The sequence below is a fragment of the Georgenia sp. SUBG003 genome, from assembly GCF_000715355.2.
Taxonomy (GTDB): Bacteria; Actinomycetota; Actinomycetes; order Actinomycetales; family Actinomycetaceae; genus Georgenia.
Window position 1 is genome coordinate 782,793 of the sequence record NZ_CP180204.1, and the last position, 26,817, is coordinate 809,609.

Below are 26,817 nucleotides of genomic sequence, written 5' to 3' on the forward strand. Positions count from 1 at the left end.
TCGCCGACGTCGACCCGACCCTGCCGACCTACTAGCTCCCGGAGCCCGCATGATCACTGTCGAGGAGCACCGCGACGCGGTGCTGGCCGCCGTCTCGCGGCTGCCCGCCCGTCGCGTCCCGCTGGCCGAGGCGCTCGGCTGCGTCCTCGCCGACGACGTCACCGCCGTGCTGTCCGTCCCACCCTTCGACAACTCCGCGATGGACGGCTACGCCGTGCGCTCCGCCGACGTCGGGTCCGCGACGGAGACCGAGCCGGTGCACCTGCGCGTGACCGCCGACCTGCCCGCAGGCTCGGGCGAGCGGCCGGAGGTGCTCCCCGGCACCGCGGTGCGGATCATGACCGGCGCCCCCATGCCGCCCGGCGCCGACGCCGTGGTCCCCGTGGAGCGGACCGACCAGCCCGCGGGGCCGGGAGCGGGCAGGCACCCGGGTTGCCGGGGGCGAGCGTCAGCTCCGTCGTCGGGTCCAGGGCCAGGGCGCGGGCCAGGGCGTGCTCGCGCGCGCCCGACCCGATCAGCAGGATCCTCACGCGGACGAGGGTAACCGCCGGGGCGGCCGCCACCGCCGCGCCGCTCACCGGGCGGGCGGGTCGTCGTGCCGGCCCCGGCGGTCTCCTTTTTCACGGAATAGTCCTGCTCTATTCTGGTCGCGGACCGTCTACCAGCGAGCGAGGGACAACCACCATGGCCATCGAGGACGTCACGATCACGACCAAGGACGAGCGCGCGGGCGGCTGCGCCTGCGGGTGCGGCCACGACGACTCCGTCCCGGCCCTCGACGTGCGCACCGTCCCGCACGCGATCCGTCACGCCACCGTCCTCGGCGCGCTCGGCGCGATCGCCCCCCGGCTTCGCGCTCGACCTCGTGGCGCCGCACGACCCGAAGCCGCTGCTCGCCCAGATCGAGCAGCGCGAGCCCGGCGCCTTCGACGTCCGGTACCTCGAGAACGGGCCCGAGGCGTGGACCTTGCGGCTCACCCGCCGCTGACCGGAAACCCCGCGGGGCCACCGTGCCGGGCGAGGCACGGGCCCACGATCCCCCGGACGAGATCGAGGAAACGGTTCACCGACGAACCATTTCCTCGATCTCGTCACCCACGTCGGCCGGCTGCCGTGCAGCCGCACGGAGCGGCTACCGGCCGAGGCGTTCCCGGAGGTTGGCGAGCTGGTCGGTCATCGCGTCGGGCAGCCGCGAGCCGAACTGCGAGAAGTACTCCTCCGTGAGGTCGGCCTCCGCCGCCCAGCTCCGTGGGTCGACGGCGAACAGCTCGCGCAGCTCGTCGTCGGCCACGTCGATCCCGTCGAGGTTGAGGTCCTCGGGCCGGGGCAGGCGGCCGGTCGCGGCGTCGACAGCCCCGACCTCGCCGTTGACGCGGCGCAGCGCCCACTCGAGCACGCGGGAGTTCTCCCCGAACCCGGGCCAGAGGAACTTGCCGTCAGCGCCCTTGCGGAACCAGTTCACCTGGAAGATCCGCGGCGCCCTGTCCCCCAGCTTCTCGCCCATCTCCAGCCAGTGCCCCCAGTAGTCGGCCATGTTGTAGCCGCAGAAGGGCAGCATGGCGAACGGGTCCCGGCGCAGCTCCCCGACCGCTCCCTCGGCGGCGGCGGTCTGCTCGGAGGAGACGGTCGCGCCGATGAAGACGCCGTGCTCCCAGTCGTAGGCCTCGGACACCAGCGGCACGTTGGAGGCCCGGCGGCCGCCGAACAGGATGACGTCGATCGGCACGCCGCCCGGCGCCTCCCACTCCGGGGCGATCGACGGCGCCTGGTCGGCCCGGACCGTGAAGCGCGAGTTCGGGTGGGCCGCGGGGGTCCCGCTGCCGGGCGTCCAGTCGTTGCCGCGCCAGTCGACGAGGTGCTCGGGCACTTCCTCGGTCAGGCCCTCCCACCAGACGTCGCCGTCGTCGGTCAGGGCGACGTTGGTGAAGATGACGTCGTGGCCCAGGGCTGCGACCGCCGTCGGGTTGGTGGTCTCGCCGGTGCCCGGGGCCACCCCGAAGAAGCCGGCCTCGGGGTTGATCGCGTAGAGGCGCCCGTCCGGACCGGGGCGCATCCAGGCGATGTCGTCGCCGATGGTCTCGACCTTCCAGCCCGGGATCGTGGGCTGCAGCATGGCGAGGTTCGTCTTGCCGCAGGCGGACGGGAAAGCGGCGGCGAGGTGGTAGACCCGCCCGTCCGGACCGGTGATCTTCAGGACGAGCATGTGCTCGGCCATCCAGCCCTCGTCGCGCCCGAGGACGGAGGCGATGCGCAGGGCGTAGCACTTCTTGCCCAGCAGCGCGTTGCCGCCGTAGCCGGAGCCGTAGGACCAGATCTCACGGGTCTCGGGGAAGTGCACGATGTACTTCGTGTCGTTGCACGGCCAGGCGACGTCGTCACGGGTGCTGCCCTCGGCGTCGGCGAGCGGATAGCCCACGGAGTGCACGGCGGGCACCCAGTCGGCGCCGGCGTCGATCTGGGCGAGCGCCTCCGCACCCATGCGCGTCATGATGCGCATCGAGGTGACGACGTACGGCGAGTCGGTCAGCTCGACGCCGACGCGGGAGATCGGACCGCCGACCGGCCCCATGGAGAAGGGCACCACGTACATGGTGCGGCCACGCATGGAGCCGGCGAAGACGCCCCGCAGCTCCTCGCGCATGGCACCCGGCTCGGCCCAGTTGTTCGTGGGACCGGCGTCGGCCTCGTTCTCCGAGCAGATGAACGTGCGCGACTCCACCCGGGCGACGTCGGAGGGCTCGGAGCGGGCCAGGTAGCTGTTCGGCCGCTTCTGCTCGTTCAGCCTGACGAAGGTTCCCGCCTCCACCAGCTCGGCCGCGAAGCGGTCGTACTCCTCCTGCGACCCGTCGCAGACGTAGATGCGGTCCGGCCTGGTGAGCGCCGCGATCTCCTGCACCCAGCTGTACAGGGTGGGGTCCTTGATCTCCAGGCCGCTCATCTCCACGGCGGTACGGGGTGCAGAGTCCGTCATCGTCATCCTGCTGTCCTCCGATGTGTCTTCCGAGCGCTGTTCGACGCCCTGTTTCCACTGTCCGCTCATCGGAGGACTCCTTTCAAGCCACACTAGGTGTAAAAACGGCGAAAGTTTCGCTACCGTCAACCCATGTCTGTCGAAAGCCCGTCTGACAAGACAACCAGAGCTTCGGCCGATCCGCTCGTCCTCGGCCGCCGCATCCGGCACGCACGCACCAGCCGCGGCATGACGCTGCGCGAGCTGGCCTCCGCCGTCGGCTCGACGACGAGCCAGCTCTCGCTCGTGGAGAACGGCCGGCGCGAGCCGCGCCTGTCCCTCCTGACGGCGATCGCCGAGACCCTCGGCACGACGGCGGGCGACCTGCTCACCGCGGCCCCTCCCCCCGGACCGCCGCGCCGCCCTCGAGATCGCCCTCGAGCAGGCGCAGCGCGGCCCGCTGTTCGCCTCGCTGGGGGCGCCGTCGGTACGCCCCGGCCGGCGGCTGCCCCTCGACGCCCTGGAGTCCTTGGTCGCCCTCCACGCGGAGCTCGAGCGGCGCGCCCGCGCCACCATCGCGACTCCGGAGGAGGCCCGTCGCATCAACACCGAGCTGCGCCTGGAGATGCAGGCGCACGACAACTACCTCCCGGACATCGAGGCGCTCGCCGAGGAGCAGGTCCGGGCCGTGGGCTACACCGGCGGCGCCCTGACCCACCACATGGTGGACCGCATGGTGCAGCGGCTCGGCTTCACGATCATCCACGTCGAGGACCTCCCGCACTCCACCCGCACCGTCACCGACCTGGAGAACGGCCGGATCTACCTGCCGCCGGCGTCGATCCCGGGCGGTTACGGCCTGCGCTCGCTCGCGCTGCAGGCCATGGCGCACCGTCTCTTCGGCCACGAGCGCCCGGCCTCGTACGGCGACTTCCTGCGCCAACGTCAGCAGATCGCCTACTTCACCGCCTGCTGCCTGATTCCCCGCTTCGCCGCCCAGCGCTTCCTCGAGGACAAGAAGGCGCAGAAGGACCTGGCCATGGAGGACTTCCGCGACGCGTTCGGGATCACGCACCACTCGGCGGCCCAGCGCTTCACCAACCTTGCCACCGCCCGGCTGGGCATCCCCACCCACTTCATCCGGGCAAACGACGACGGCGCCATGTACCGCGGGTACGCCAACGACGGCGTGCCGCTGCCCGCCGACCCCAGCGGCGCCATCGAGGGCCAGCCGCTGTGCCGGCGCTGGGCGGCCCGCTCCGCGTTCGCCCGACGCAACAGGACGACCGAGTACTTCCAGTACACGGACACCCCGGCCGGCACGTACTGGTGCAGCACCCAGACCGGCACCGGCCGGGAGGCTCAGTTCTCGATCACGCTCGGCGTGCCGTTCGCGCACGCCAAGTGGTTCCGGGGGCGGGAGACGACACGCCGGGCGATGTCCACCTGCCCCGACGCGTCGTGCTGCCGACGGCCCGCGCAGGCGGCGGCCGAGCGGTGGCGGGACGCCTCGTGGCCGAGCGCCGCCATGCACAACCACGTCCTGAGCCCGTTGCCCACCGGGACGTTCCCGGGCGTGGACGACGTCGAGCTCTACGACTTCCTGGAGCGCCACGCACCGAACGCGGAGTGAGCCCGTGTCAGCGCAGCTGCCGTTCGATCCGGTCGACCAGCTCTTCCAGCGAGCTCTCGAACTCCTCGTCCGAGCGGTCCTCGGACAGCAGCGGCTCGAGGCGCGTGATGGTCGGGAACCCGTCGAGCGGGAGAGCCGGTCGCGAGTCCGCGTCACCCTCGTCCAGCGGCTCGCCGGGGACGGTCGAGGCACCCATCTGGCTGGCCTCGAGGAGGAGGTGGCCGACGAGGAAGCTGCAGAACGTGCGGTAGGTGGCCGCGGCCGCCTCGTCGCCGAATCCGTAGCTCGTGAGCGCAGAGAGGAAGTCCTCCACCACCTCGAGGCTGCGCAGGGGCGGCCGCAGCCACGGTGCGGCGGGGTGACGCGTGGCGACCAGGGGGAAGAGCTGCGGATGCGCGTGCGCGACCCCGCGCACCTCGTGGGCGAGCCACTGGATGTAGGCCTGCCACCCGTCCTCGACCCGGACCGGGGTCTCCGTCGTGCGGCGCAGCCCGTCGGTGAGGTGGCTGACGAGCGCCTCGAGCAGATCCTCACGGCCCGAGACGTAGCGGTACAGGGACATGGCCTCGACGCCGAGCTGGGCGCCGAGCCGCCGCATGCTGAGGGCCTGGAGGCCCTCCTCGTCGACGACCGCCAGGGCCTCCTGGAGGATGCGCGCCCGGCTCAGTGGGGCGCGACGTTCGTTCTCCTGGGCGGACACGGGGGTCATTGCCACGTCCTTGAGACGTCGACTGCACGGAAGGCGGCGCGCGAGGTGGCACCGGGCCGTCAGTCTAGGCAGCGGAAGCGGGGCGCGCCTCGTGAGGAAGACCTCGCACCGGCCGGCGAGGTCCGCGCTTACACTGTAAAAGCGGCATCTCGCCGCGGTGCATCGACGAGATTCGGTGTGACTGACACAGGGAGAAACCCTTTGGACCGAACCTTGAGCACGGGCTCCATGACCAGCGAGCCCCACGGCGGCGCCGCGGCTTCCGCGGCCGCTCCGGCCGGCGGCTGGACCGGCTCCGCCGCTGTTCTCACCACCGGTGAGCGGACCCGGCTCGTCCTCGCGGGCGAGGTCGACGCGAGCATGAACGAAGAGCTCGCCACCTGCACCACCGAGATCACGCGCCTGGGTCAGCCGCTCGACATCGACGTCCGCAACGTCACCTTCATGGACTCGTCCGTGCTGTCGGTCATCGCGCGGCTCAGCCAGCGACTGACCGGGCCCCTGCGGGTGATCCGCCCGTCGGACTCCGTGCGCTTCCTCCTCGAGCTCACGCACCTCGCCGACGTCGTCGAGATCCTCGACGAGGACCCGTCCGCCTGACCGCCCACGCCGCACCCCCCCACTCTCCGCGAGCCGTCAACTTCTCCGCGAGAGGTCAACTTCTCCGCGAGAGGTCGAGATCTCCGCGAGAACTCACGTCCTCACCAGCATGCGAGCGGGGTCTTCCCGCCGGTACCACCTTCGCCGCAGATGACATCTCGCGGAAGAGATGACATCTCGCCGAAGAGATGACACCTCGCCGAAGAGATGACACCTCGCGGAAGAGATGACATCTCGTTGAGAAGATGACGTCTCGCGAGCGGAGGCGGGCGGCGGCGGGAGCCAGCCGCCCCGGGTCAGTCGAGCAGGTCGTGCCGCACGATCGTGGCGTCACGGTCGGGCCCGACCCCGATCGAGGAGATCCGGGTCCCGCTCATCTCCTCGAGGGCGACGACGTACCGCTGCGCCGCGTCCGGCAGGTCCTCGAAGGTGCGGGCGCCGGAGATGTCCTCGGCCCAGCCCTCCAGCTCCTCGTACACGGGCACGGCGTGGTGGAACGAGGACTGGTCCGCCGGCATCTCGTCGTGGCGCACGCCGTCGACCTCGTAGGCCACGCAGACCGGGATCCTCTCCAGCCCGGTCAGCACGTCGAGCTTGGTCAGCACCAGGTCGGTGAGCCCGTTGACCCGGGAGGCGTACCGCGCGACGACGGCGTCGTACCAGCCCGTGCGGCGGGGCCGTCCCGTGGTCGTGCCGTACTCCCCGCCGACCCTGCGGAGCCGCTCCCCCATGTCGTCGTCGAGCTCCGTGGGGAACGGCCCCTCGCCGACCCGGGTGGTGTAGGCCTTGACGACCCCGACCACCCGGTCGATGCGCGTGGGACCGATCCCGGAGCCGGTGCACGCCCCTGCCGCCGTCGCCGAGGAGGAGGTGACGAACGGGTAGGTGCCGTGGTCGACGTCGAGCATCGTGGCCTGGCCGGCCTCGAAGACGATCGTCCTGCCCTCGTCGAGGGCCCGGTTGAGCACCAGGGAGGTGTCGGCGACCATCGGCCGCACCCGCTCGGCGTAGGCGAGCAGGCCCTCGGTGATCTCGTCGACGTCGAAGGCTCGCCGGTTGAAGACCTTCACGAGCATCTGGTTCTTCTGCGCCAGCGCCCCCCTCGACCTTCTGGCGCAGGATGGAGGCGTCGAAGAGGTCCTGGACCCGCAGCCCCACGCGGCTCATCTTGTCGGCGTACGTCGGCCCGATCCCGCGGCCGGTGGTCCCGATCTGTCGCTTGCCGAGGAAGCGCTCCGTGACCTTGTCGAGCGTGCGGTTGTAGGACGGGATGATGTGCGCGTTGGCGGAGAGCATCAGTCCCGAGGTGTCCACGCCACGGGCCTCGAGCCCCTCGATCTCCTGGAAGAGCACCTCCAGGTCGACGACGACGCCGTTGCCGATCACGGGGACGCACCCGGGAGAGAGGATGCCGGAGGGCAGCAGGTGCAGCGCGTACTTCTCGTCACCCACCACCACGGTGTGGCCGGCGTTGTTGCCGCCGTTGAACTTCACGACGTAGTCGACCCTCGAGCCGAGCTGGTCGGTCGCCTTGCCCTTGCCCTCGTCGCCCCACTGCGCACCGACGACCACCACGGCTGGCATCTGTTGGATTCCTCTCAGCTGCTCCCGGCGCCGGTCGGCGCCCCCCCCGAGGTTACAGCCCGCCTCCGGAAGGTGACGTTCAGAGGCCGAGGTGCATCCGCTTCCACCAGGGGTTACCGTCGGGTGCGTCCGTTGCCGCGGGGGACCCCGTGGCGCACGTCCGGAAGGTGACAGACAAGCATGATCGAGATCTCGGCATCCGCCACCTCGGCGGCCGTGACGATCGCCGGAGACCTCGACCTCGCGGAGCGGGAACGGTTCCCGGAGGTGACCGCCCGCGTGAGCGGCCTACGTCGCCAGCTCCTCGTCCTCGACCTGTGCCGGGTGACGTTCATGGACTCCACGGGCGCCGCGTTCCTCATGGCGCTGGCCGATGCCTCCGGCAAGCGCGGCGGGGCCACGGTGCTCCGGGGCGCCAGCGAGCGCGAGCTGTTCGTCCTCGAGGTCTGCGGGGCGCTGGACATGTTCCGGATCGACGACCAGCACCGCTGCGACGACGTCGAGGAGCTCTCCGCCTGAGCGCCTCCCCGGCGCGCGCCTGAGCGCCCCGCAGCGCCGGCACCTCCGCCCGCGCCGGCACCCGGGGCCGGCGGTCGAGCCGGCCTCCTCACGGGCGGGGGCCGCCGTCGACGGCCGGCGGCGACGCCACGACGTCGGCAGCGCCGGATCGACCACGACGACGGGCCCCCGGCCGGAGAGGTCCACCCGCGGCACCGGAGCCGCGCCGCAAGCCGTGAGGGAATCCGAGAACCGGCGCTCGAGCACCGACACGCCCGCACCACCGCCGGCGACCCCGGCCCGCCCCCCGCTCTCGAACATGAGTACAACACTAGGCCGATCCACCGACATCGGCGCCGGACCGGCCCGGAACTGTGGACGGAGCGGAACTCCGTGCGAGTGTCCGCGTGCCGACGCCGGGGCGGCCAGTGCGGTCGGCGACCCTCGGGAACGCCTCCGGCGAAGAAGCTCTGGTGCGACGAAGCGTTGCGGCGCTACATCTCGACGGCGGCCGCCACGTCGGTCCTCAGGGCCTCCATCCGCAGAGCAGCGGTGTGCCGGGCGGTGCTCACGTCGGGAACCGACGGGACGATGACCTCGAGGTAGCACTTCAGCTTCGGCTCGGTGCCGGAAGGCCGGATGATCACCCGGTCGCCCGCTGCCGTCAGATACATCAGCCCGTCCGTGGGCGGCAGATCGTCGGAGCCGGTCGCGAGGTCGGTCGTCGTCACGACGGGCGAGCCGGCGAGCGTCGTCGGACCGCCCGCGCGCAGCTGCGCCATGGTCGCGGCGATGAGGGAGAGGTCGGAGACCCGGACAGAGACCTGGCTCGTCTCGTGCACGCCGTGGCGCTGCGCGAGATGGTCGAGCTCCCCGACGAAGCTGTCCCCGTGGTCGTTCAGCTGCGCCGCGAGGTAGGCGATGCGCACGGCGGCGGAGATGCCGTCCTTGTCCCGCACGGCCGCCGGATCGACGCAGTACCCGATGGCCTCCTCGTACCCGAAGACGAGGCCCTCGGTGCGTGCGATCCACTTGAACCCCGTCAGCGTGGTCCGGTGCTGCAGGCCGTGCGCCTGCGCGATCCGGCCGAGCAGCCGCGACGACACCACCGAGCAGGCGAGGACCCCCCGTCCGGCGAACGCGGCCGCTGCGGCGGTCTGCTCGCCGAGCAGCGCGCCGATCTCGTCACCGGTGAGCTGACGCCACCCTCCGATGACGTTGCGGTCGGGCACCGCCATGGTGCACCGGTCGGCGTCGGGGTCGTTGGCCAGGACGAGGTCGGCGTCCACGGACCGCGCGAGGTCGAACGCCAGGTCGAGGGCGCCGGGCTCCTCGGGGTTGGGGAAGGCGACGGTAGGGAAGTCCGGGTCGGGGTCCGCCTGCTTGGGGACGACGTGGACGTCGCTGAAGCCTGCCCGCCGCAGCGCCTCCACCGCCGTCGCGCCGCCGACGCCGTGCATCGGCGTGTACACGATCCGCACCTCGCGGGTGTGCCGGGGCGGGACGAGGGAAGCCACCCGCTGCAGGTACGCCTCGTGGACCTCCGGCCCGAGCACCTCCCAGCCGGCCGTGGCGAGCGGCACGTCGACCGCCGGGGGAGCGGCCGCGATGCGCTCGGCGATCCGGGCGTCGTAGGGCGGCACGATCTGCGCACCCTGACCTGCGCCGGTCACCGCCCGGCCGCCGAGGTAGACCTTGTAGCCGTTGTCCTGGGGCGGGTTGTGCGAGGCGGTCACCATCACTCCGGCGTCGGCGCCGAGGTGCCGGACCGCGAAGGCGAGCACCGGCGTCGGGAGTGGTCCCGGCAGGAGCAGGGCACGGCCACCCGCCGCGGTGACGACGCCGGCGGTGTCGAGGGCGAACCTCCTCGAGCCGTAGCGCGCGTCGTAGCCGACGACGACGCTGAAGCCGCGCCCCACCTCGCCGGCGAGGAACTCGCTGAGCCCGGCGGCGGCGCGGATGACGACCGCCCGGTTCATCCGGTGCGGCCCTGCGCCGAGCTCGCCCCGGAGGCCCGCCGTGCCGAACTCCAGGGGGCCGGAGAACCGCGAGTCGAGCTCGGCCTGCGCGGCGAGGGCGTCCTCGTCCGTGCCGGAGGCGCGCTCGAGAAGCGCGGTGAGGTCGGCCCGGGTGCGCTCGTCTGGGTCGGCGGCGATCCAGGCGTTGACCTCGTCTGCGGTGACGTTCATGTCGGGGTGCTCCTCAGGGCGTGGTGCTTCACAGGCCGCGGACGATGTCCGCGAGCAGGCGGGAGATGCGAGGTCCGGCGGCGCGGCCGGCCTCGAGGACCTCCTCGTGCGAGAGCGGCGCGGGCGAGATCCCCGCCGCGGCGTTCGTGACCAGCGAGATGCCGAGGACCTCGAGCCCGGCGTGCCGGGCGGCGATCGCCTCCAGCGCCGTGGACATCCCCACGAGGTGGCCGCCGATCCGCCGGGCCATCTGCACCTCGGCCGGGGTCTCGTAGTGCGGCCCACGGAACTGGACGTAGACACCCTCGGCCAGCGAGGGGTCGACCCCGTGCGCGATCGCGCGCAGCCGCGAGGAGTACAGGTCTGTCAGGTCCACGAACGTCGCACCCTCGAGGGGCGAGGCGCCGGTGAGGTTGATGTGGTCGCTGATGAGGACAGGGGTGCCGGGCGCCCACTCCGGCTCCAGGCCGCCGCAGCCGTTGGTGAGCACGACCGTCGACGCGCCGGCCGCAGCCGCCACGCGCACGCCGTGGGCCACGCGCCGCACGCCGCGCCCCTCGTAGAAGTGCGTGCGGGCGCCCAGCACCAGGGCGTGACGGTCGGTGCCATCGATGCGCACCGAGCTGAGCGTCCCCCCGTGGCCGACGACGACGGACGCGCTGAAGCCCGGAAGCTCCGTCGCCGGGATCTCGGCGACCTTCTCGCCGAGCAGGTCGGCCGCCCCGCCCCATCCGGATCCGAGGACGAGCGCGACGTCGTGGCGCTCGACGCCGGTCCTGCGCGCCAGGGCTGCCGCCGCCTCGCGGGCGACGACGAAGGGGTCGGTCGCGGGGTCGTCCAGGTCGGTCGCGGCGGTGGCGTCGTACGCGGCGTGGCTCATGGTCCGACGTTATCGCGAGAGCCGCGCTCCGACCGGGGACGACGGGCCGCGCCGGCTCGTGACCTGTCCGCGTGCGGCGCCGGACGAGCAGGTTCGGCACAATGCCTGGGGTGAGCACCCCTTCCGGACCAGTTCCGCCCCCAGCCGTCGAGCAGACCGGCGCCGCCCACACCGAGGAGCACCGCCGTGACCACGGCGCCGGCGCGTCGCCGGTGCGCGAGGGGTCGCGGGTGGTCATCATCGGCGGCGGACCCGGCGGTTACGAGGCCGCGCTGGTGGCCCGGCAGCTCGGTGCGCGCGTCCAGGTCGTCGAGCGGCAGGGCATGGGCGGCTCCGCGGTGCTCACCGACGTCGTCCCCTCCAAGACTCTGATCGCCACGGCCGAGTGGCTCACGGTCACGGAGCAGGCCGGGGAGCTCGGCATCGGCGCCGACGGCGGAGCGGACGGCGACCCTGGTGCCCTGCGGGCCGACATGGACGTGGTCGACCAGCGCGTGGTGCGCCTCGCGCAGAAGCAGTCCAGGGACATCCGCACCCGTCTCGAGCGCGAGGGCATCGAGATCCTCCTCGGCACCGGGCGCGTGGGCCCCACCATCAGCTCCGAGGGCACGCGACTCGTCACCGTCAGCCTGAACGACGGCGGCGAGCGCGAGCTCGAGGCCGAGATCATTCTCGTGGCGACCGGTGCCACCCCGCGCGTGCTGCCCAGCGCCCAGCCCGACGGCGAGCGCATCCTCACGTGGGCGCAGATGTACAACCTCACCGAGATCCCCGAGCACCTCGTGGTCGTCGGCTCCGGCGTCACCGGCGCCGAGTTCGCCGGCGCCTACAACGCGCTCGCGCCCCGGGTCACGCTGGTCTCATCCCGCGACCGCGTGCTCCCGGGCGAGGACGAGCACGCCGCCGAGCTGATCGAGGGGGTCTTCCGCCGCCGGGGGGATGGAGGTGCTCTCCCGCTCCCGCGCGGCCGCCGTGCGGCGCACGGAGACCGGCGTCGAGGTCGAGCTGACCGACGGACGCGTGGTCGAGGCCTCGCACTGCCTGGTGGCCGTCGGCGGCGTCCCGGCCACGTCCGGCATCGGGCTGGAGGAGGCCGGGGTGGAGTTCTCGGAGTCCGGCCACATCAAGGTCGACCGCGTCTCGCGCACCCGTGCGTTCCGCATCTACGCGGCCGGCGACTGCACCGGGGTCCTGCCCCTCGCCTCGGTGGCCGCCATGCAGGGCCGGATCGCCATGTGGCACGCCCTCGGCGACGCCGTCGCCCCGCTGGACCTGAGCACCGTCGCGGCGAACATCTTCACCGCACCGGAGATCGCCACGATCGGCGTCACCCAGAAGCAGATCGAGGCGGGCGAGGTCGACGGCGCCATCACGCGGCTGCCGATCGCCCGGAACCCCCGCGCCAAGATGCTCGGCATCAAGGAGGGCTTCATCAAGCTCTTCTCCGACCGGTCCTCCGGTGCCGTGATCGGCGGCGTCATCGTCGCCCCGCGTGCGAGCGAGCTGATCTTCCCGGTCACGATCGCCGTCGCGCACCGGCTCACCGTCGACGAGCTCGCGAACGTATTCACCATCTACCCGTCGCTGACCGGCTCCATCGCGGAGGCGGCCCGGACGCTCCACCGAGCCTGAGGAACCGCATTGACCGCACCGACCTCCGCCCCCGCCCTGCCGGACCTCACCGGCGACGTCGCCGACCTGACGGCGGCCGTCTGCGACATCCCGTCCGTCTCCGGGGACGAGCGCGCGCTGGCCGACGCCATCGAGTCGGCCCTGCGCACGCTGCCCCACCTCGAGGTCCTGCGCGACGGGGACGCCGTCGTGGCCCGGACGAACCTGGGCCGGGAGCGCCGCGTCGTCGTCGCGGGCCACATCGACACCGTGCCCGTCCAGTCCAACCTGCCCACCCGCCGCGCCACGGCCGACGACGGCGCCGAGGAGCTGTGGGGCCGCGGCACCGTCGACATGAAGGGCGGCGTCGCCGTCGCCCTCCACCTCGCGGCCGTCCTTCGCGAGCCCCGCTGGGACGTCACGTGGGTGTTCTACGACCACGAGGAGGTCGAGGCGGCGCTCAACGGCCTCGGCCGCCTCGTGCGCAACCACCCCGACTGGCTCGCCGGGGACCTCGCCGTGCTCGGCGAGCCCACGGCCGGGGGCATCGAGGGGGGCTGCAACGGCACCCTGCGCGCCGAGGTCCGCACCACCGGCCGCACCGCGCACTCCGCCCGCGGGTGGCGAGGCGTCAACGCCGTCCATGCGGCCGGCGAGATCCTCGACCGGCTTCGCCGCTACGAGGCGCGCGACGTCGACGTCGACGGCCTGGTCTACCGCGAGGGCCTCAACGCCGTAGGCATCACCGGGGGCATCGCGGCGAACATGATCCCGGACGCGTGCGTCGTCACGGTCAACTACCGGTTCGCGCCCTCGCTCGACCCGGCCGGGGCGGAGGCCCACGTGCGCGAGGTGTTCGCCGGGTTCGACGTGCGGATCACCGACCTTGCGGGCGGCGCGCGCCCGGGCCTCGACGACCCGCTCGTGCAGGGGTTCGTCGAGGCGGTCACCTCGGTCACCGGCGGGGTGCCGGGACCGAAGTACGGCTGGACCGACGTCGCGCGGTTCGCCGAGCTCGGCATCCCGGCGGTGAACTTCGGCCCGGGCGACCCGATGCTCGCCCACGCCGACGACGAACGGTGCGAGGTGGAGCAGATCCGCACCTGCGCGGCAGCCCTGCGCGCCTGGCTCGGTTAGAGGACAATTCCGCACATGACACGCGAGGTCCGCAACAACCACGACCACGACGGCAGCCGGAGCTACCGGCGCGGCCCCGTCCTCCTGCGCCGGGACCAGATCCCGCGGGAGACCACCGACGCCCGGCTGCTCGCCCCCGAGCAGGACATCAGCTGGCTGCACCAGGACCCGTGGCGGGTGATGCGCATCCAGGCGGAGTTCGTGGAGGGCTTCGGCGCGCTCGCCGACCTCGGGCCGGCGATCTCCGTCTTCGGCTCCGCGCGCGTGCGCCCGGGCGAGGCGGAGTACGAGCTGGCCGAGGACGTCGGCCGGCGCCTCGTCGAGGCGGGCTTCGCCGTCGTCACCGGTGGCGGCCCGGGCGTGATGGAGGCGGCCAACAAGGGCGCCTGCGAGGCGGACGGCACGTCGGTCGGGCTCGGCATCGAGCTGCCCTTCGAGCAGGGCATGAACCAGTGGGTCGACCTCGGCGTCAACTTCCGCTACTTCTTCGCCCGCAAGACCATGTTCGTGAAGTACTCCCAGGGCTTCGTGGTGCTGCCGGGCGGGTTCGGCACCATGGACGAGCTCTTCGAGGCCCTCACCCTCGTCCAGACGCAGAAGGTCTCCTCCTTCCCGATCGTGCTCGTCGGGACCTCCTACTGGGGCGGCCTGGTCGACTGGCTCCGCGACACGATGGTCGAGCGCGGCACGATCAGCCCCGCCGACCTCGACCTGGTCCCTCTCGTCGACACCGCGGAGGCCGCCGTCGACGCCGTGCTCACCGGCATGGAGCACCTCGCGCAGGAGGTCAAGGCGCAGGCAGCGGCCCTGGAAGAGGCTGGTGGCGCGGCCGAGTGATCTAAACTGGACGCAGCGATCACTCTGCCCGGTCGGCAGGGTCCGCCCGTTCCGGGGCGGTCGAGGATCCACGGAGAAGAGGGGTACACCACATGGCCGCGATGAAGCCGAGGACCGGAGACGGGCCGCTCGAGGTCACCAAGGAGGGGCGTGGCATCGTCATGCGCGTCCCGCTGGAGGGTGGTGGCCGACTCGTCGTCGAGCTCACCCCGGCCGAGGCCGGAGAGCTGAGCGAGGCGCTCGGCGCCGTCGCGAGCTGACAGACAGAACCGCACAGACGCAACGGCCGGCCAGGCACGCTGGCCGGCCGTCGTCGTCCCTGCACCAACGCCGTTCCTCACCACCGCCGTTCCTCGACCACCGGAGCCTGACCGTGTCCCTGCCGGAGATAGCCCTGCCCGAGATCGTCCTCGCGGACGAGCGACCGGTGCACCCGCGCGAGGGTGGCCGGTGGGCGGACCCGGTGCCGGACGCGCTCGCCGTCCCCGTGGCGCCCGCGCCGCCCGGCGAGGGGCCCGCGCCGGACCCGCTGCGCCGCCCCGGCGTCCAGCGCCAGCGCCTGGCGCTGCTTGGCGGACTGGCCGTCGTCCTCCTCCTCGCCGCCGTCTCGCTGTTCGTCGGCGTCTCGGAGCTGGCGGTGGGCGACGTCCTCAGCGGGAACCTCGACGACGCGCAGCGTCAGACCCTGCTCGCCTCGCGCGTGCCCCGCACCGTCTCGATCCTGCTGGCGGGCTCCGCGATGGCCGTCGTGGGGCTCGTCATGCAGCTGCTGGTGCGCAACAAGTTCGTCGAGCCCTCCACGGCCGGGACGACCGAGTCCGCCGGCCTCGGGCTGCTCGTGGTGACCCTGCTCGCCCCGGGCATGCCGCTGGTGGGCAAGATGGCCGTCGCCGCCGTGTTCGCCCTCGCCGGCACGGTCCTGTTCCTGACCATTCTCCGGCGCATCCAGCTGCGCTCCGTCGTCGTCGTCCCTCTCGTCGGCATGATGCTCGCCGGCGTGGTCGGGGCGGTCTCGACCTTCCTCGCCTACGGCAACGACCTGCTGCACACGCTGTCGAGCTGGATGACGGGCGACTTCTCCGGCGTGGTGCGCGGACGCTACGAGATGCTCTGGATCGTCGCGGGCTGCGCCGTCGTGGCCTACCTCGCCGCGAACCGGTTCACCGTGGCGGGGCTGGGGGAGGAGTTCACGACCAACCTCGGGCTGAGCTACCGCCGCGTCCTCGCCCTGGGGCTCGCGGTCGTGGCGGTGACGAGCGCCGTCGTCGTGGTCGTGGTGGGCGGGCTGCCCTTCCTGGGACTCGTGGTCCCCAACATCGTCTCCCTCGCGATGGGCGACTACCTGCGCCGGTCGCTGCCATGGGTCGCCCTGCTCGGCGCGGGCTTCGTGCTCGTGTGCGACATCGTCGGCCGGCTGGTCATCCACCCCGCGGAGATCCCCATCGGGATCGTGGTCGGCATCGTCGGCGCGGCGCTCTTCCTCTACCTGCTGCTGCGGAGGCCCTCCGGTGCCCGGTGACGCATCCGCCACGCTGTCCGCCCCCACGGAGCGAACGGCTCCCCGCCCGGGGGTGCGCGTCGCCCTGCTGGGTGCCGCGGCCGCCGTCGTCGTCGCGGGGTTCCTCGTGGTCGGCGCGTTCGACGCGCTCGCCCTTCTCGTGCCGATGCGGGCCGAACGGGTGGCGGCCATGGTGCTCGTCGGGGTTGCCGTCGCCATCTCCACGGTCCTGTTCCAGACGGTCACCGAGAACCGGATCCTCACGCCCTCGATCATGGGCTTCGACGCGCTCTACGCCCTCATCCAGACCGCCGCGGTGTACTTCCTCGGGGCCGGGGCGGTCAACGGCCTGGCGCCGCCGCTGCGGTTCGCGGTGGAGTCGGCGGCCATGCTGGTGTTCTCGTTCCTGATCTTCCGCTGGGTCTTCGGCGGGTCCCGCCGCAGCCTGTACCTGGTGGTGCTCGTCGGAATCGTCTTCGGCGTCCTCTTCCGCTCGCTCGCGACGTTCATGCAGCGGGTGATCGACCCGAACGAGTATCTCATCGTCCAGGACAGGCTCTTCGCCTCCTTCAACGCCGTCGACCCTGCGCTGCTCGCCGTGTGCGCGGCGGTCGTCGCGTCCGCGTCCGCGTGGGTGTGGAGCCGCCGGCGTGAGCTCGACGTGCTCGCGCTGGGCCGCGCGAACGCCGTCACCCTCGGGCTGGACCACCACCGCAGCACCATGGCGGTGCTGCTGGTGTGCGCGCTGCTCGTCTCGGTGTCGACGGCGCTGGTCGGCCCCATCACCTTCTTCGGGCTGCTCGTGGCGAACCTCGCCTATCTCGCCGCCGGGACCCACCGCCACGCGTACGTGCTGCCTGTGGCGGCGCTGCTCGCCGTCATCACGCTCGTCGGCGGCCAGACCATCCTCGAGCACGTGTTCGGCCTGGACACCGTGCTCAGCGTCATCATCGAGTTCGTCGGAGGGATCGTGTTCATCATGCTGCTCGTGCGGGGAGGCCGCCGATGATTGTCACCGAGAACCTGACCAAGCGCTACGGCTCCACCGTCGTCGTCGACGGCGTGGACCTCACCCTCACCCCGGGCGGGGTCACCTCGATCATCGGCGCCAACGGCGCCGGGAAGTCGACCGTCCTGTCGATGATCTCCCGCCTGCTCGAGATGGACGGCGGCACGGTGAGCATCGACGGGCTCGACGTCTCCCGCACGCCCGGGGCCGAGCTCGCCAGGCGCATGTCGATCCTGCGCCAGGACAACCATCTCGCCGTCCGGCTGACCGTCCAGGACCTCGTGGCGTTCGGCCGGTACCCGCACTCCCGGGGCCGGCTCACCATCGAGGACCGCCGCCACATCGCCGCGGCCATGGACTACCTCGAGCTCGGGCCCTTCGCCTCGCGCTACCTCGACGAGCTCTCCGGCGGGCAGCGCCAGCGCGCCTTCGTGGCGATGGTGCTGTGCCAGGACACCGACTACGTCCTGCTCGACGAGCCGCTGAACAACCTCGACATGAAGCACTCCGTGTCCATGATGAAGCTGCTGCGGCGCACCGCCGACGAGCTCGGCAAGACGGTCGTGGTGGTGGTCCACGACATCAACTTCGCGTCCTGCTACTCCGACCACATCGTCGCGATGAAGGACGGTCGCGTGCTCTGCCAGGGCGGCGCCGACGAGGTCATCACCACCGAGAGGCTGCGCGCCATCTACGACATGGACGTCGCCGTGGAGGTCGTGGGCGGGCGCCGCATCGGCGTCTACTACGGCTGACCGGCGTCGGCCCCCACGCGGCCCACGTCACCTCCGCCACGCACGCCTCCCACCGATCCGGACCGGGTACGGCGACTAAGGTGGACCGTCGCTGCGGCGAGGGAAGGGACGTGCAGGTGAGTGCTGGGGCAGACGGCGTCGTGGCGGGCGACGAAGAGGCCGGGGTGACGGCCCGGCTGGATCTCTTCCGCTACCTCACCGCCGACCTGGGCGCGGAGTACCGCGCCATCATGACGCTGTTCACCTCCACGTTGCTGGCCGACCTGTCCGCGTCCGAGGTGAGCGACGGGCTCGCCGCGCGCGGGACCGTCCTCTCCGTCGACGACGTCACCACCCGGTGCGAGCAGCTCGAGAGGTGGGGCAACCTCGTCCGCGGCATCCGCGACGCGAGGGTGGCGACCGTCCAGGACTACGTGCGCTCGCGCGCCCGGTACCAGGCCTCCAAGCTCGGCGTGCGGGTGCACCGCGAGGCCGAGGCCCTCCTCGCCGCCGGGGACGGTGCTCGCGAGGTCGCTCGCGAGCTGCTCGGCGCCACCGCCGAGACCCTCGACCGCATCGTCGCCCGCATGACGGCGGCCTCCGACGCCCGCCCCGTGAACGCGGAGGCGCTCTCCGGCGACGTGACCACGGTCTTCAACAACCAGCGGCTCTTCTCCGACAGCGTCCGCGACTTCTACGCGTACGTGAACACCGTCCTCACCCGGTACGACCTCGCGGGGGAGGAGTACCAGCAGTTCAAGCGGCTGCTGCTCGACTACATCGACCTGCTCACGGCCGACGTCGCCCGTCACGCCCCCGTCGTCGCCCGCCGCTTCGCCGCGCTGGAGCCGCTGCTCGACGACGTCCTCGCGGCCATGGCGGAGCTGCCCACGCTCGCGGACGGGAACGCCGAGCGGCTGCCCGGGCGCACCCGGGAGGACTGGGAGAACGTGCGCGGCTGGTACACCGGGGCCGACGGCCGCTCCGGCCCGGAGACGTTGCGCCTGGCCGCCGACCAGGCCCTGGGGCAGTTGCTCGCCAACACCAAGCGGATGCTGGCGTCCGCCGGCACCGGGGTGAGCCGGCGCGGCGACCTGCTCAAGCTCGCCTCGTGGTTCGACGCCGCCGACCCCGACCAGGCGCACGCCCTGTACGCCGCGGCGTTCGGCACCTACCCCGCCCGCCACCTGCTCGGCGGACCCGAGGAGCCGGACCCGCGCGACGGCGCCACGACCTCCTGGTGGGCCGCGACGCCCGTGGAGGTCCCGATGAGCCTGCGCGAGCGTGGCGACCGTGGGGCCCGGGGCCGCACGTCCTCCGTCCCGGACCCCGTCGCCGCGGGAGGCTGGGACGAGGGCACGGAGGGCGCCACCCAGCTGAGGGGGGCGCGCCCCGCGGAGCCGGACGCCGCGCAGGAGGAGGAACGGCCCGCCTCACCGGCACGGCGCAGGGTGATGATGGCGGGTGCCGCGCTCGCCGTCGTCCTGGTGGCGGTCGGAGGCGTCCTCGGCGCCGGCGCGCTGCGCGGCGAGCCCGAGGTCGAGCCGACCGCGACCGCGGGCAACGGCATCCCGATCCCCGAGCAGGTGCCGTCGCCGGTGGACCTCGCCGGCACCCGGGACGGGGCCACCGTGACCTTCACCTGGGGGGTGCCCGAGGAGCTCGAGGGCGAGGAGGGCGTCACCTTCACCTGGCAGCGCACGGAGCCGGGCGCCGACCCGCAGGTCCACCCCGCGGAGGAGCCGCAGGCGGTCGTCGAGGAGGCCCCCGGCCAGGTGTGCCTCTCGGTGAAGGTGCGCCTGCCCAACGGAACGACGTCGAGCCAGGCGGCCCAGTCCTGCGTGCCGTGAGCACGGGCACGGGCCGCGACGGCGCAGAAGCGAGGAGATGACATGGCGATGCAGGTGGAGTTCTGCGGAGAGTGGTTCACGGTCGACCCCGCGGACCCCTTCGTGATCGGTCGCGAGGGACCCCTCGAGATCGACGACAACCCCTACCTCCACCGCCGGTTCCTCCAGGTGACCCGGCACGAGGGGCTGTGGTGGCTCGACAACGTCGGGACGCGCCTGTCCGCCACCATCGCCGACCCCGAGGGGAACACCCAGGCGTGGCTCGCGCCCGGTGCCCGCCTGCCCGTCGTCTACGCACGGACCACCGTGCTCTTCACCGCCGGCCCCACCACGTACGAGCTCACGCTCGAGAACGACGAGCCGACCTTCCTGCCCACCCGCCCCGCGGAGGAGCTCGAGCTCGGCGAGACGACCATCGGCCCGGTGACCTTGACCGAGAGCCAGCACCTCCTGGTGCTGGCGCTTGCGGAGCCGGTGCTCAACGGCCGCGGCTCCACGGCGAGCATCCCCACCTCCGCGGAGGCGGCCGGCCGGCTGGGCTGGGCGCTGACCCGGTTCAACCGCAAGCTCGACAACGTGTGCGAGAAGCTGCACCGACACGGCGTGCGCGGCCTGAGGGGCGGTCCCGGCAAGCTCGCCGTCAACCGACGGGCCCGGCTGGTCGAGCACGCCGTCGCCTCCCGCCTCGTGGTCCCCGAGCAGCTCCCGCTGCTCGACGACGCCCAGGCGCTCGCCGACGCCGACTGACGGGGAGTTCTCCCCACGTCCGCGGCGGGGGAGTTCTCCCCGAAATGGTGAGGCGGAGATGGTGCCGCCCTGGGTTAGCATCCTTCCGGGTCCGTTGTCGGGACCAAAGACCTGTTGAGACTGCTCCGGGGGGAGGACTGCGTGCCGCGTAACAGGGTGCCGGGCCACGGCGGGACGACGGCGGGCGCGACTTCGACCGCCCGCACCACCAGGGCCGCCGAACGGAAGAGGCGCACCCGACGTCGCATCGCCTCCGGCACCGTCCTCAGCCTGGTCGCCGGCACGGTCGTCGCCGCCAGCCTCCTGCACGACGGCGTCGCCACCGCCGACGTCGAGCTCAACGACGGTGGAGTCTGGGTCACCAACGGCTCCGAGCTGCTCGTCGGCCGCGTGAACTACCCCGTGGAGCAGCTCGACGGCTCCGTCACCTCCGCGAGCAACGAGATCGACGTCCTGCAGGAGGGCTCCACCGTCCTGGTGGCCGACTCCGGCGTGGACCTGCTGACCACCCTCGACCCGGCCACGGTCTCGACGGACGCCGGCGGCGTCACCCTGCCCGCCGACCATCAGGTCGGGCTGGGGGGCGGCGTGGTCGGCGTGCTCGACCTCGGCTCCGGCAACCTGCGCACCGCCGCGGTCGAGCAGACCGGCGTCCTCGCCGACGACGAGGCGCCGCCCCAGGCGTCCCTCGGCGCGAACGCCGAGATGGCCGTCGGCAAGGACGGCACCGCCTACGGCCTCTCCACGGCCGACTCCGCCGTCGTCACCGTGCCGAAGGGCACCGAGCGGCTACAGGCGGAGGCGGCGGAGGGCGCCGAGCCCGTCGAGCTCGACGAGGCCGAGGTCGGCATCGACCCCGCGGACTTCGAGGACGCCGACACCCAGCTCACGGTCGTCGGCGACCAGCCGGTCGTCCTGACGCGCACGGTGGACGAGCGGCTGCTGCTCGCCCGGCCCGGTGCCGACGTCGTCGACCTCACGGACCTCGGGCTCGACACCAGCCAGGTCCGCCTCCAGCACCCCGGCACGGCCGGGGACGACGTCGTCGTCGCCAGCGCGGACGCGCTCGTCCGGGTCCCGCTCGACGGCGGCGAGCCGGTGACGCTGCGCGCGCCCGCGGCCGGGCGGCCTGCCGCCCCCGTCGTCGTGAACGGCTGCGTGCACGCGGCCTGGGCGGGCGCCGAGAGCAACTACCTCCAGCAGTGCGGCGACAACGAGGCCGTCGAGGCGGCCGTGCCCACCACGGCCGACGAGGCCCAGCTCGAGTTCCGCACCAACCGCGGCCTCGTCGTGCTCAACGACACCCTCGCCGGGACCGTCTACCTCGTCAACGAGTCGATGACGATCGTCGAGAACTGGGACGACGTCACGCCGCCCGACGCCACGGACGAGCTCGAGGAGGAGTCCCAGCAGGACATCACCGACGAGATCCCGCTGGACCGCGACGCGGAGAACCGGCCGCCGATCGCCGAGGACGACAGCTTCGGCGTCCGCGCCGGCTCCACGACGATCATCGAGGTGCTCGCCAACGACACCGACCCCGACGGCGACCTGCTCGCCGTCGCCGGGGTCGAGGGCTTCCCGGCCGCGCTCGGGGAGGTCCGCGAGGTGCTCGGCGGCCGGGCGCTCCAGGTCTCCGCACCCGACGGCGCCAGTGGCAGCGGCACCTTCAGCTACACGGTCGACGACGGCCGGGGCGGCGAGGCCACCGCCACGGTGGCCCTGCGGATCGTGCCCGACTCGGAGAACACCGCCCCGGAGCAGCTGCGGCCCATCCGGCTGACGGTCACCTCCGGCGCGACAGGCAAGGTCAACGTGCTCACGCACATGCGCGACGCCGACGGTGACGAGATGCTGCTGACCTCCGCCACCGCCCCCGCCGACGACGTCGTGCGGTTCACCCCCGACGGCGCCCTCGAGTTCGTCGACTCCGGTGTCACCACCGGCGCCAAGGCCGTGCCGGTGAAGGTCTCCGACGGGCGCGAGGAGACCGAGGTGACCGTCGAGGTCGACGTCCGGGAGGAGGGCAACCTGCCCCCGGTGCCGGTCTTCGACTACTTCCGGGCCACCGCCGGCGAGGAGGTGGTGATCGAGCCGATCGCGAACGACACCGACCCCGACGGCGAGCCGCTGCGCCTGGCGGACGTGCGGACCCAGGGCGACGCCACCATCGTGCCCGACTACGACGCCGGGTCGTTCCGCTTCACCGCCGAGACGGTCGGCGCCCACTACCTGACGTACGTCGTCGTCGACGACTCCGGCAAGGACGCCACCGGCCTGGTCCGCGTGGAGGTCACCGAGCCGGCGGACGCGGCGCCGGTGGCCGTGCAGGACACCGCGCTGCTGCCCGCCGGCGGCTCCGTGCTCGTCGACGTCCTCGCCAACGACGAGGACCCCTCGGGCCGGCTCCTCGCCGTCCAGCAGGTCACCGTCCCGCCGGAGTCCGGTCTCGTGGTCTCCGTCCTCGAGCACCGCATCGTCAAGATCAGCGCCCGCCAGGTGCCCACCGGCCCGGTGCGCTTCGGCTACACCGTCTCCAACGGCGACTCCTCGGCCGAGGGTGAGGTCGTCGTCATGCCGGTGGCCACGGACTCCGCGCTCCAGCCGCCCGTCGCGGAGGCGGACACGGCCACCGTGCGCGCGGGCGACTTCGTGACGATTCCCGTGCTGCAGAACGACTCCCACCCCGCCGGCCTGGAGTTCGAGCTCGATCCCGAGCTCGCCGAGGCGCCGGAGCAGGGCAAGGGCCACTTCTTCGTGTCCGGCGAGACCCTGCGGTTCAGGGCGCCGGCGCAGCCGCAGACGGTCAACGCCGTCTACCGCGTCGTCGACTCCGCCGGCAACGAGGCCTCCGCCCAGGTGACGGTGCACGTCCAGGCGGACGCCGACCGCAACTCCGCGCCGCTGCCCGATCCCATCGAGACCCGCGCCTTCAGCGGCGAGCGCATCCGCATCCAGGTGCCGCTGTTCGGCATCGACCCCGACGGCGACTCCGTCCAGCTCCTCGGAGCGGGCGAGGCACCTCAGCTCGGGCGCGTGGTCGAGGTGGGCCCCGGCTACCTCGACTACGAGGCCTACGGACACCTGGACGGCACCGACGAGTTCACCTACACGGTCCGCGACCGGCTCGGCATGGTCGCCTCCGCCCCGGTGCGGATCGGCGTCGTGCCGCCGCCGCAGTCCAACCGTTCTCCGGACGCCCAGGACGACGTGATCGAGGTGCGGCCCGGCCGCGAGATCACCGTCGACGTCCTGGCGAACGACACGGACCCCGACGGCGACCCGCTCTACCTGCCCACGGGCGATCTCGGCGTGCCCTTCGACCCCGTCGAGGGCGTCGACATCTCGGTCGAGAACGGCATGCTGAAGATCCTCAGCCCGGAGGAGACGACCACCTTCACCGTCGCCTACCGCGCCACGGACAACCGCGGCGGGCAGGACACGGGACTGCTCGAGGTCAGGGTGTCCCCGGACGCCCCGCTGCTGCCCCCGCTCGCCCGGGACGACCTGGTCCAGGCCGCGGACATCATCGACCACGACACCGTCACCGTCCCCGTGCTGGAGAACGACGAGGACCCCGACGGCACCGCCGAGGCGCTGCGGGTCTCCGTCGCCGACGCGCCGGACGGCGTCACCGTCGTCGACAACCAGGTCCAGGCACCGGTGCTGCCGACCCGACAGGTCATCACGTACCAGGTGCAGGACGTCGACGGGAACGTCGGCTACGCCTTCGTCGACATCCCCGGCGTCGAGGACACCGGCCCCGTCCTGCGCACCGACGCCGAGCCCATCGAGGTCCTTACCGGCGAGACCCGCGAGATCGCGATCGAGGACTACGTCATCTCCCCGAGCGGGAAGGCCGTGCGCCTGACCGACGGCGCGTCCGTGACGGCCACGAACTCCAACGGCGCCGAGCCGGTCGTGGACGCCACGACCCTGAGCTACACCTCGGCGCAGGGGTACGCGGGCCCCGCGGCCGTCACCTTCGAGGTCACCGACGGCGCCAGCGCCGAGGACGGGCTGCGATCGGTCCTGACGCTGCCGATCACCGTCCTGCCGGACGGCGGCAACACGCCGCCGACCTTCGCGGGCGGCTCCGTGGAGGTCTCGCCGGCCGAGCAGCCGGTGACCCTGAACCTGCGCAACCTCGTGCAGGACCCCGACACCGCCGACTTCAACCAGCTCGCCTACCGCGTCGTCGAGGCCCCGGCAGGCGTCGACGCGAGCATCGACGGGACGATCCTCTCCGTCTCGGCGCCGGCCGACACCCCCGCGGGCAGCGAGCACGACATCGTCATCTCGGTGGCGGACCCCGTCAACGAACCGGTCGTCGGCACGGTCACCGCCACCGTGGTGCCGTCCACCCGGCCGCTGGCCGGCGTGCAGGACCACGACCTCGGCACCGTCGAGCAGGGCGACACCCAGTCGGTCGACGTGCTGGCGGGCGCGTACAACCCCTTCCCCGGCGAGCCGCTGACTGTCGTCGACGCCTGGGTGGAGGCGGGGGACGCGAGCCCGCAGTCGGGCGGCGGCACCGTCACGGTGACCCCGGACGCCGACTTCGTCGGACGCGTCGTCGTGGGCTTCCGGGTGGAGGACGCCACGGAGGACCCCCGGCGTCACGTCGAGGGCCGGGTGACGATGAACGTCATCGGGGTCCCGGAGCGGCCGACGCCGCCGCGGGTGGAGGACGTGCGCGACCGGACCGTGGTGCTCTCCTGGACGGCCCCCGCCAACAACGGCTCGCCGATCACCGGCTACACCGTGGAGACCTCCGGCTCGACCACGCAGTGCGCGACCACCACGTGCACCATCTCCGGGCTCACCAACAACGTCGAGTACACCTTCACGGTGACGGCCACCAACGCGGTCGGGGACTCGGAGCCGTCGGGGCCCTCCGCCGTCGCCCGGCCCGACGTCAAGCCCGAGCGGCCGATGCCGCCGCAGCTGACGTTCGGCGACGGCGAGCTGTCGATCGAGTGGACCGCCCCGCCGACCGCCGGGTCGCCGGTGGAGTCCTACGACCTGATGATCTCTCCGGCCGTGGGCAGCGGCCAGGTCAACGTCTCGGGCACCAGCCACACGTGGACCGGGTTGACGAACGGCCAGGAGTATCGCGTCCAGGTGCGCGCCCGGAACCAGGCGCCGGACCCGTCGGAGTGGTCCGGCTGGTCCGCCGGCGAGGTGCCGGCCGGCGTCCCCGACGCGCCCGCGGCCCCGCGCGTCCAGCGCGTCGACGACCCGGTGGCCCAGCAGATCACTGCCGCCTGGGACGCCCCGTACGCCAACGGCGACGCCGTCTCGCAGTACCAGGTGCAGATCTTCCGCGACGGCGGACTGTTCCGGGAGTTCACGACGTCGGGCACCTCGTTCCAGGAGGACGCCCCGGCGGGCTCCGACTACACCGCGAGCGTGCGGGCGGAGAACAAGGCCGGCTGGTCCGGGTACTCCGCGCGGTCCCAGTCCGTGCGGTCCTTCGCCCGGCCGTCCGCGCCCGGCACCCCCACGGCGACCGCGACAGGCTCCGACGGCGTGGTGCAGCTGGAGTTCACCAATGCCCAGCCGAACGGCGACCCGATCACCGGGTACCAGGTGTCCGTGAACGGCGGCGGGTGGCAGGGTCTGCGCGCCGACCGGACCGTCCGGGGTCTGAACGACGGCAGCAGCTACTCCTTCCGGGTCAGGGCGGTCAACACCTACGCCGGAGAGGTCTCCGGTGCCTCCAACGCCGCGGTGCCCTACGGCCCGCTGGCCGACCCGTCCATCACCGCCACCCGGACCGCCGACCGCGAGATCACCTTCCGTTGGTCCAGCCCGGACGGCAACGGGCGGGCGATCACCGCCACCCAGATCCGCTTCGACGGAGGCAGCTGGCAGAACGTCGCGGCCTCCGGCTCGACGACCCGCGGCGGGGCCTGGGACAGGGTCTACGAGGCCGAGTTCCGCGTGGTCCGCGAGGACGGTGCCGAGACCCGTGCCACCGCCCGGGAGAGGACCGCCCAGGAGCCGCCGCCGGTGACGAACCCGCGCGTCGCCGTGAGCCGGACCCGCTCGGCGATCGGTGCCCCCTACGGCGACTGCTGGCACTCGTCCTGCGCGTACCTCGACGCGAGGTACTGGGAACTGCCTGCCGGCAACTACACCGTGACGTTCTACGCCAACGGCACGCGTGTCAGCGGCAGCTCCAACGGGCTCGTGCGTCGGCTGAGCGGCGACGGGCTCGTGCAGACCGGGATGTTCCGCGGGTATCCGGGCGAGACCATCCGGGTCGTGTTCGACGGTCCCGTCAGGGCCGAGAGCACACTCGTCTGGCCGAACGCCCCGGCCGGCTGAGGTTCCCCGGGCCGGCCG

Annotated in this window: 17 protein-coding genes and 4 pseudogenes; 15 read left to right on the top strand and 6 right to left on the bottom strand. The window is 72.7% G+C overall.

Annotation, left to right across the window (positions count from 1 at the left end; translation table 11 throughout):
• Positions 1-49 precede the first annotated feature (49 nt).
• Positions 50-391 (top strand): annotated as a pseudogene (locus tag DA06_RS03695) (molybdopterin molybdenumtransferase MoeA); the annotation flags it as partial.
• Here the strand turns inward: DA06_RS03695 and DA06_RS03700 are convergent.
• On the bottom strand, positions 336-578 hold the full coding sequence (locus tag DA06_RS03700) for a hypothetical protein (protein ID WP_418607863.1): 243 nt from the start codon (positions 576-578) through the stop codon (positions 336-338). The pseudogene DA06_RS03695 and the gene DA06_RS03700 overlap by 56 nt on opposite strands.
• Before the next feature lie 287 nt (positions 579-865).
• On the opposite strand from DA06_RS03700, the gene DA06_RS03705 reads away from it, so the two are divergent.
• A complete protein-coding gene (locus DA06_RS03705; RefSeq protein WP_418606877.1) occupies positions 866-988 on the top strand; it encodes a DUF2249 domain-containing protein in 123 nt (40 codons plus the stop codon).
• Positions 989-1,132: 144 nt separating this feature from the next.
• On the opposite strand, the gene DA06_RS03710 is transcribed toward DA06_RS03705, so the two are convergent.
• Entirely contained in the window at positions 1,133-2,977 is a 1,845-nt protein-coding gene (locus DA06_RS03710; RefSeq protein WP_043497372.1) for a phosphoenolpyruvate carboxykinase (GTP), read from the bottom strand.
• Between the two features lie 126 nt (positions 2,978-3,103).
• On the opposite strand from DA06_RS03710, the pseudogene DA06_RS03715 reads away from it, so the two are divergent.
• Positions 3,104-4,583 (top strand): annotated as a pseudogene (locus tag DA06_RS03715) (helix-turn-helix domain-containing protein).
• Between the two features lie 7 nt (positions 4,584-4,590).
• On the opposite strand, the gene DA06_RS03720 reads toward DA06_RS03715, so the two are convergent.
• A complete protein-coding gene (locus tag DA06_RS03720; RefSeq protein WP_043497375.1) occupies positions 4,591-5,292 on the bottom strand; it encodes a TetR/AcrR family transcriptional regulator in 702 nt (233 codons plus the stop codon).
• Between the two features lie 228 nt (positions 5,293-5,520).
• Here DA06_RS03720 and DA06_RS03725 point away from each other — a divergent pair, with 228 nt between their 5' ends.
• Entirely contained in the window at positions 5,521-5,892 is a 372-nt protein-coding gene (locus tag DA06_RS03725) for an STAS domain-containing protein (protein ID WP_043497378.1), read from the top strand.
• Between the two features lie 296 nt (positions 5,893-6,188).
• Here DA06_RS03725 and DA06_RS03730 read toward each other — a convergent pair.
• Positions 6,189-7,476 (bottom strand): annotated as a pseudogene (locus DA06_RS03730) (adenylosuccinate synthase).
• A gap of 180 nt (positions 7,477-7,656) precedes the next feature.
• Here DA06_RS03730 and DA06_RS03735 point away from each other — a divergent pair.
• Positions 7,657-7,995, top strand: coding sequence for an STAS domain-containing protein (locus tag DA06_RS03735; protein WP_043497380.1), 339 nt, complete (start codon positions 7,657-7,659; stop codon positions 7,993-7,995).
• Positions 7,996-8,468: 473 nt separating this feature from the next.
• On the opposite strand, the gene DA06_RS03740 is transcribed toward DA06_RS03735, so the two are convergent.
• Positions 8,469-10,163: a phospho-sugar mutase gene (locus DA06_RS03740; protein WP_043497385.1), complete on the bottom strand. Its 1,695-nt coding sequence runs from the start codon at positions 10,161-10,163 to the stop codon at positions 8,469-8,471.
• 28 nt (positions 10,164-10,191) lie between these two features.
• Positions 10,192-11,043, bottom strand: coding sequence for a purine-nucleoside phosphorylase (locus DA06_RS03745; RefSeq protein WP_043497387.1), 852 nt, complete (start codon positions 11,041-11,043; stop codon positions 10,192-10,194).
• 239 nt (positions 11,044-11,282) lie between these two features.
• On the opposite strand from DA06_RS03745, the pseudogene DA06_RS03750 reads away from it, so the two are divergent.
• From DA06_RS03750 to DA06_RS03795, 10 genes and pseudogenes are all read left to right on the top strand, one after another.
• Positions 11,283-12,675 (top strand): annotated as a pseudogene (locus tag DA06_RS03750) (NAD(P)H-quinone dehydrogenase).
• A 9-nt stretch (positions 12,676-12,684) separates the two neighbouring features.
• A complete protein-coding gene (gene dapE, locus DA06_RS03755; protein ID WP_052436340.1) occupies positions 12,685-13,791 on the top strand; it encodes a succinyl-diaminopimelate desuccinylase in 1,107 nt (368 codons plus the stop codon).
• A 15-nt stretch (positions 13,792-13,806) separates the two neighbouring features.
• The gene (locus DA06_RS03760; protein ID WP_052436341.1) at positions 13,807-14,628 is read left to right on the top strand and encodes a TIGR00730 family Rossman fold protein; all 822 of its coding nucleotides are present in this window, start codon (positions 13,807-13,809) and stop codon (positions 14,626-14,628) included.
• Between the two features lie 92 nt (positions 14,629-14,720).
• Positions 14,721-14,888 carry a DUF3117 domain-containing protein gene (locus tag DA06_RS03765; RefSeq protein ID WP_098484468.1) on the top strand — a complete coding sequence of 56 codons (168 nt, stop codon included), beginning with the start codon at positions 14,721-14,723 and terminating at the stop codon, positions 14,886-14,888.
• A gap of 113 nt (positions 14,889-15,001) precedes the next feature.
• A complete protein-coding gene (locus DA06_RS03770) occupies positions 15,002-16,147 on the top strand; it encodes an ABC transporter permease (RefSeq protein ID WP_418606878.1) in 1,146 nt (381 codons plus the stop codon).
• Positions 16,137-17,135 (top strand): iron chelate uptake ABC transporter family permease subunit, encoded by a 999-nt coding sequence (locus DA06_RS03775; protein ID WP_418606879.1) that lies wholly within the window; start codon positions 16,137-16,139, stop codon positions 17,133-17,135. The genes DA06_RS03770 and DA06_RS03775 overlap by 11 nt, the downstream gene beginning before the upstream one ends.
• Positions 17,132-17,890, top strand: a complete 759-nt coding sequence (locus DA06_RS03780; protein WP_043497398.1) for an ABC transporter ATP-binding protein — start codon at positions 17,132-17,134, stop codon at positions 17,888-17,890. The genes DA06_RS03775 and DA06_RS03780 overlap by 4 nt, the downstream gene beginning before the upstream one ends.
• A gap of 116 nt (positions 17,891-18,006) precedes the next feature.
• Positions 18,007-19,719, top strand: a complete 1,713-nt coding sequence (locus tag DA06_RS03785; protein WP_418606880.1) for a DUF2397 domain-containing protein — start codon at positions 18,007-18,009, stop codon at positions 19,717-19,719.
• A 48-nt stretch (positions 19,720-19,767) separates the two neighbouring features.
• Entirely contained in the window at positions 19,768-20,466 is a 699-nt protein-coding gene (locus DA06_RS03790) for a hypothetical protein (RefSeq protein WP_418607864.1), read from the top strand.
• A gap of 141 nt (positions 20,467-20,607) precedes the next feature.
• The gene (locus DA06_RS03795) at positions 20,608-26,799 is read left to right on the top strand and encodes an Ig-like domain-containing protein (RefSeq protein ID WP_418606881.1); all 6,192 of its coding nucleotides are present in this window, start codon (positions 20,608-20,610) and stop codon (positions 26,797-26,799) included.
• Positions 26,800-26,817: the final 18 nt, after the last annotated feature.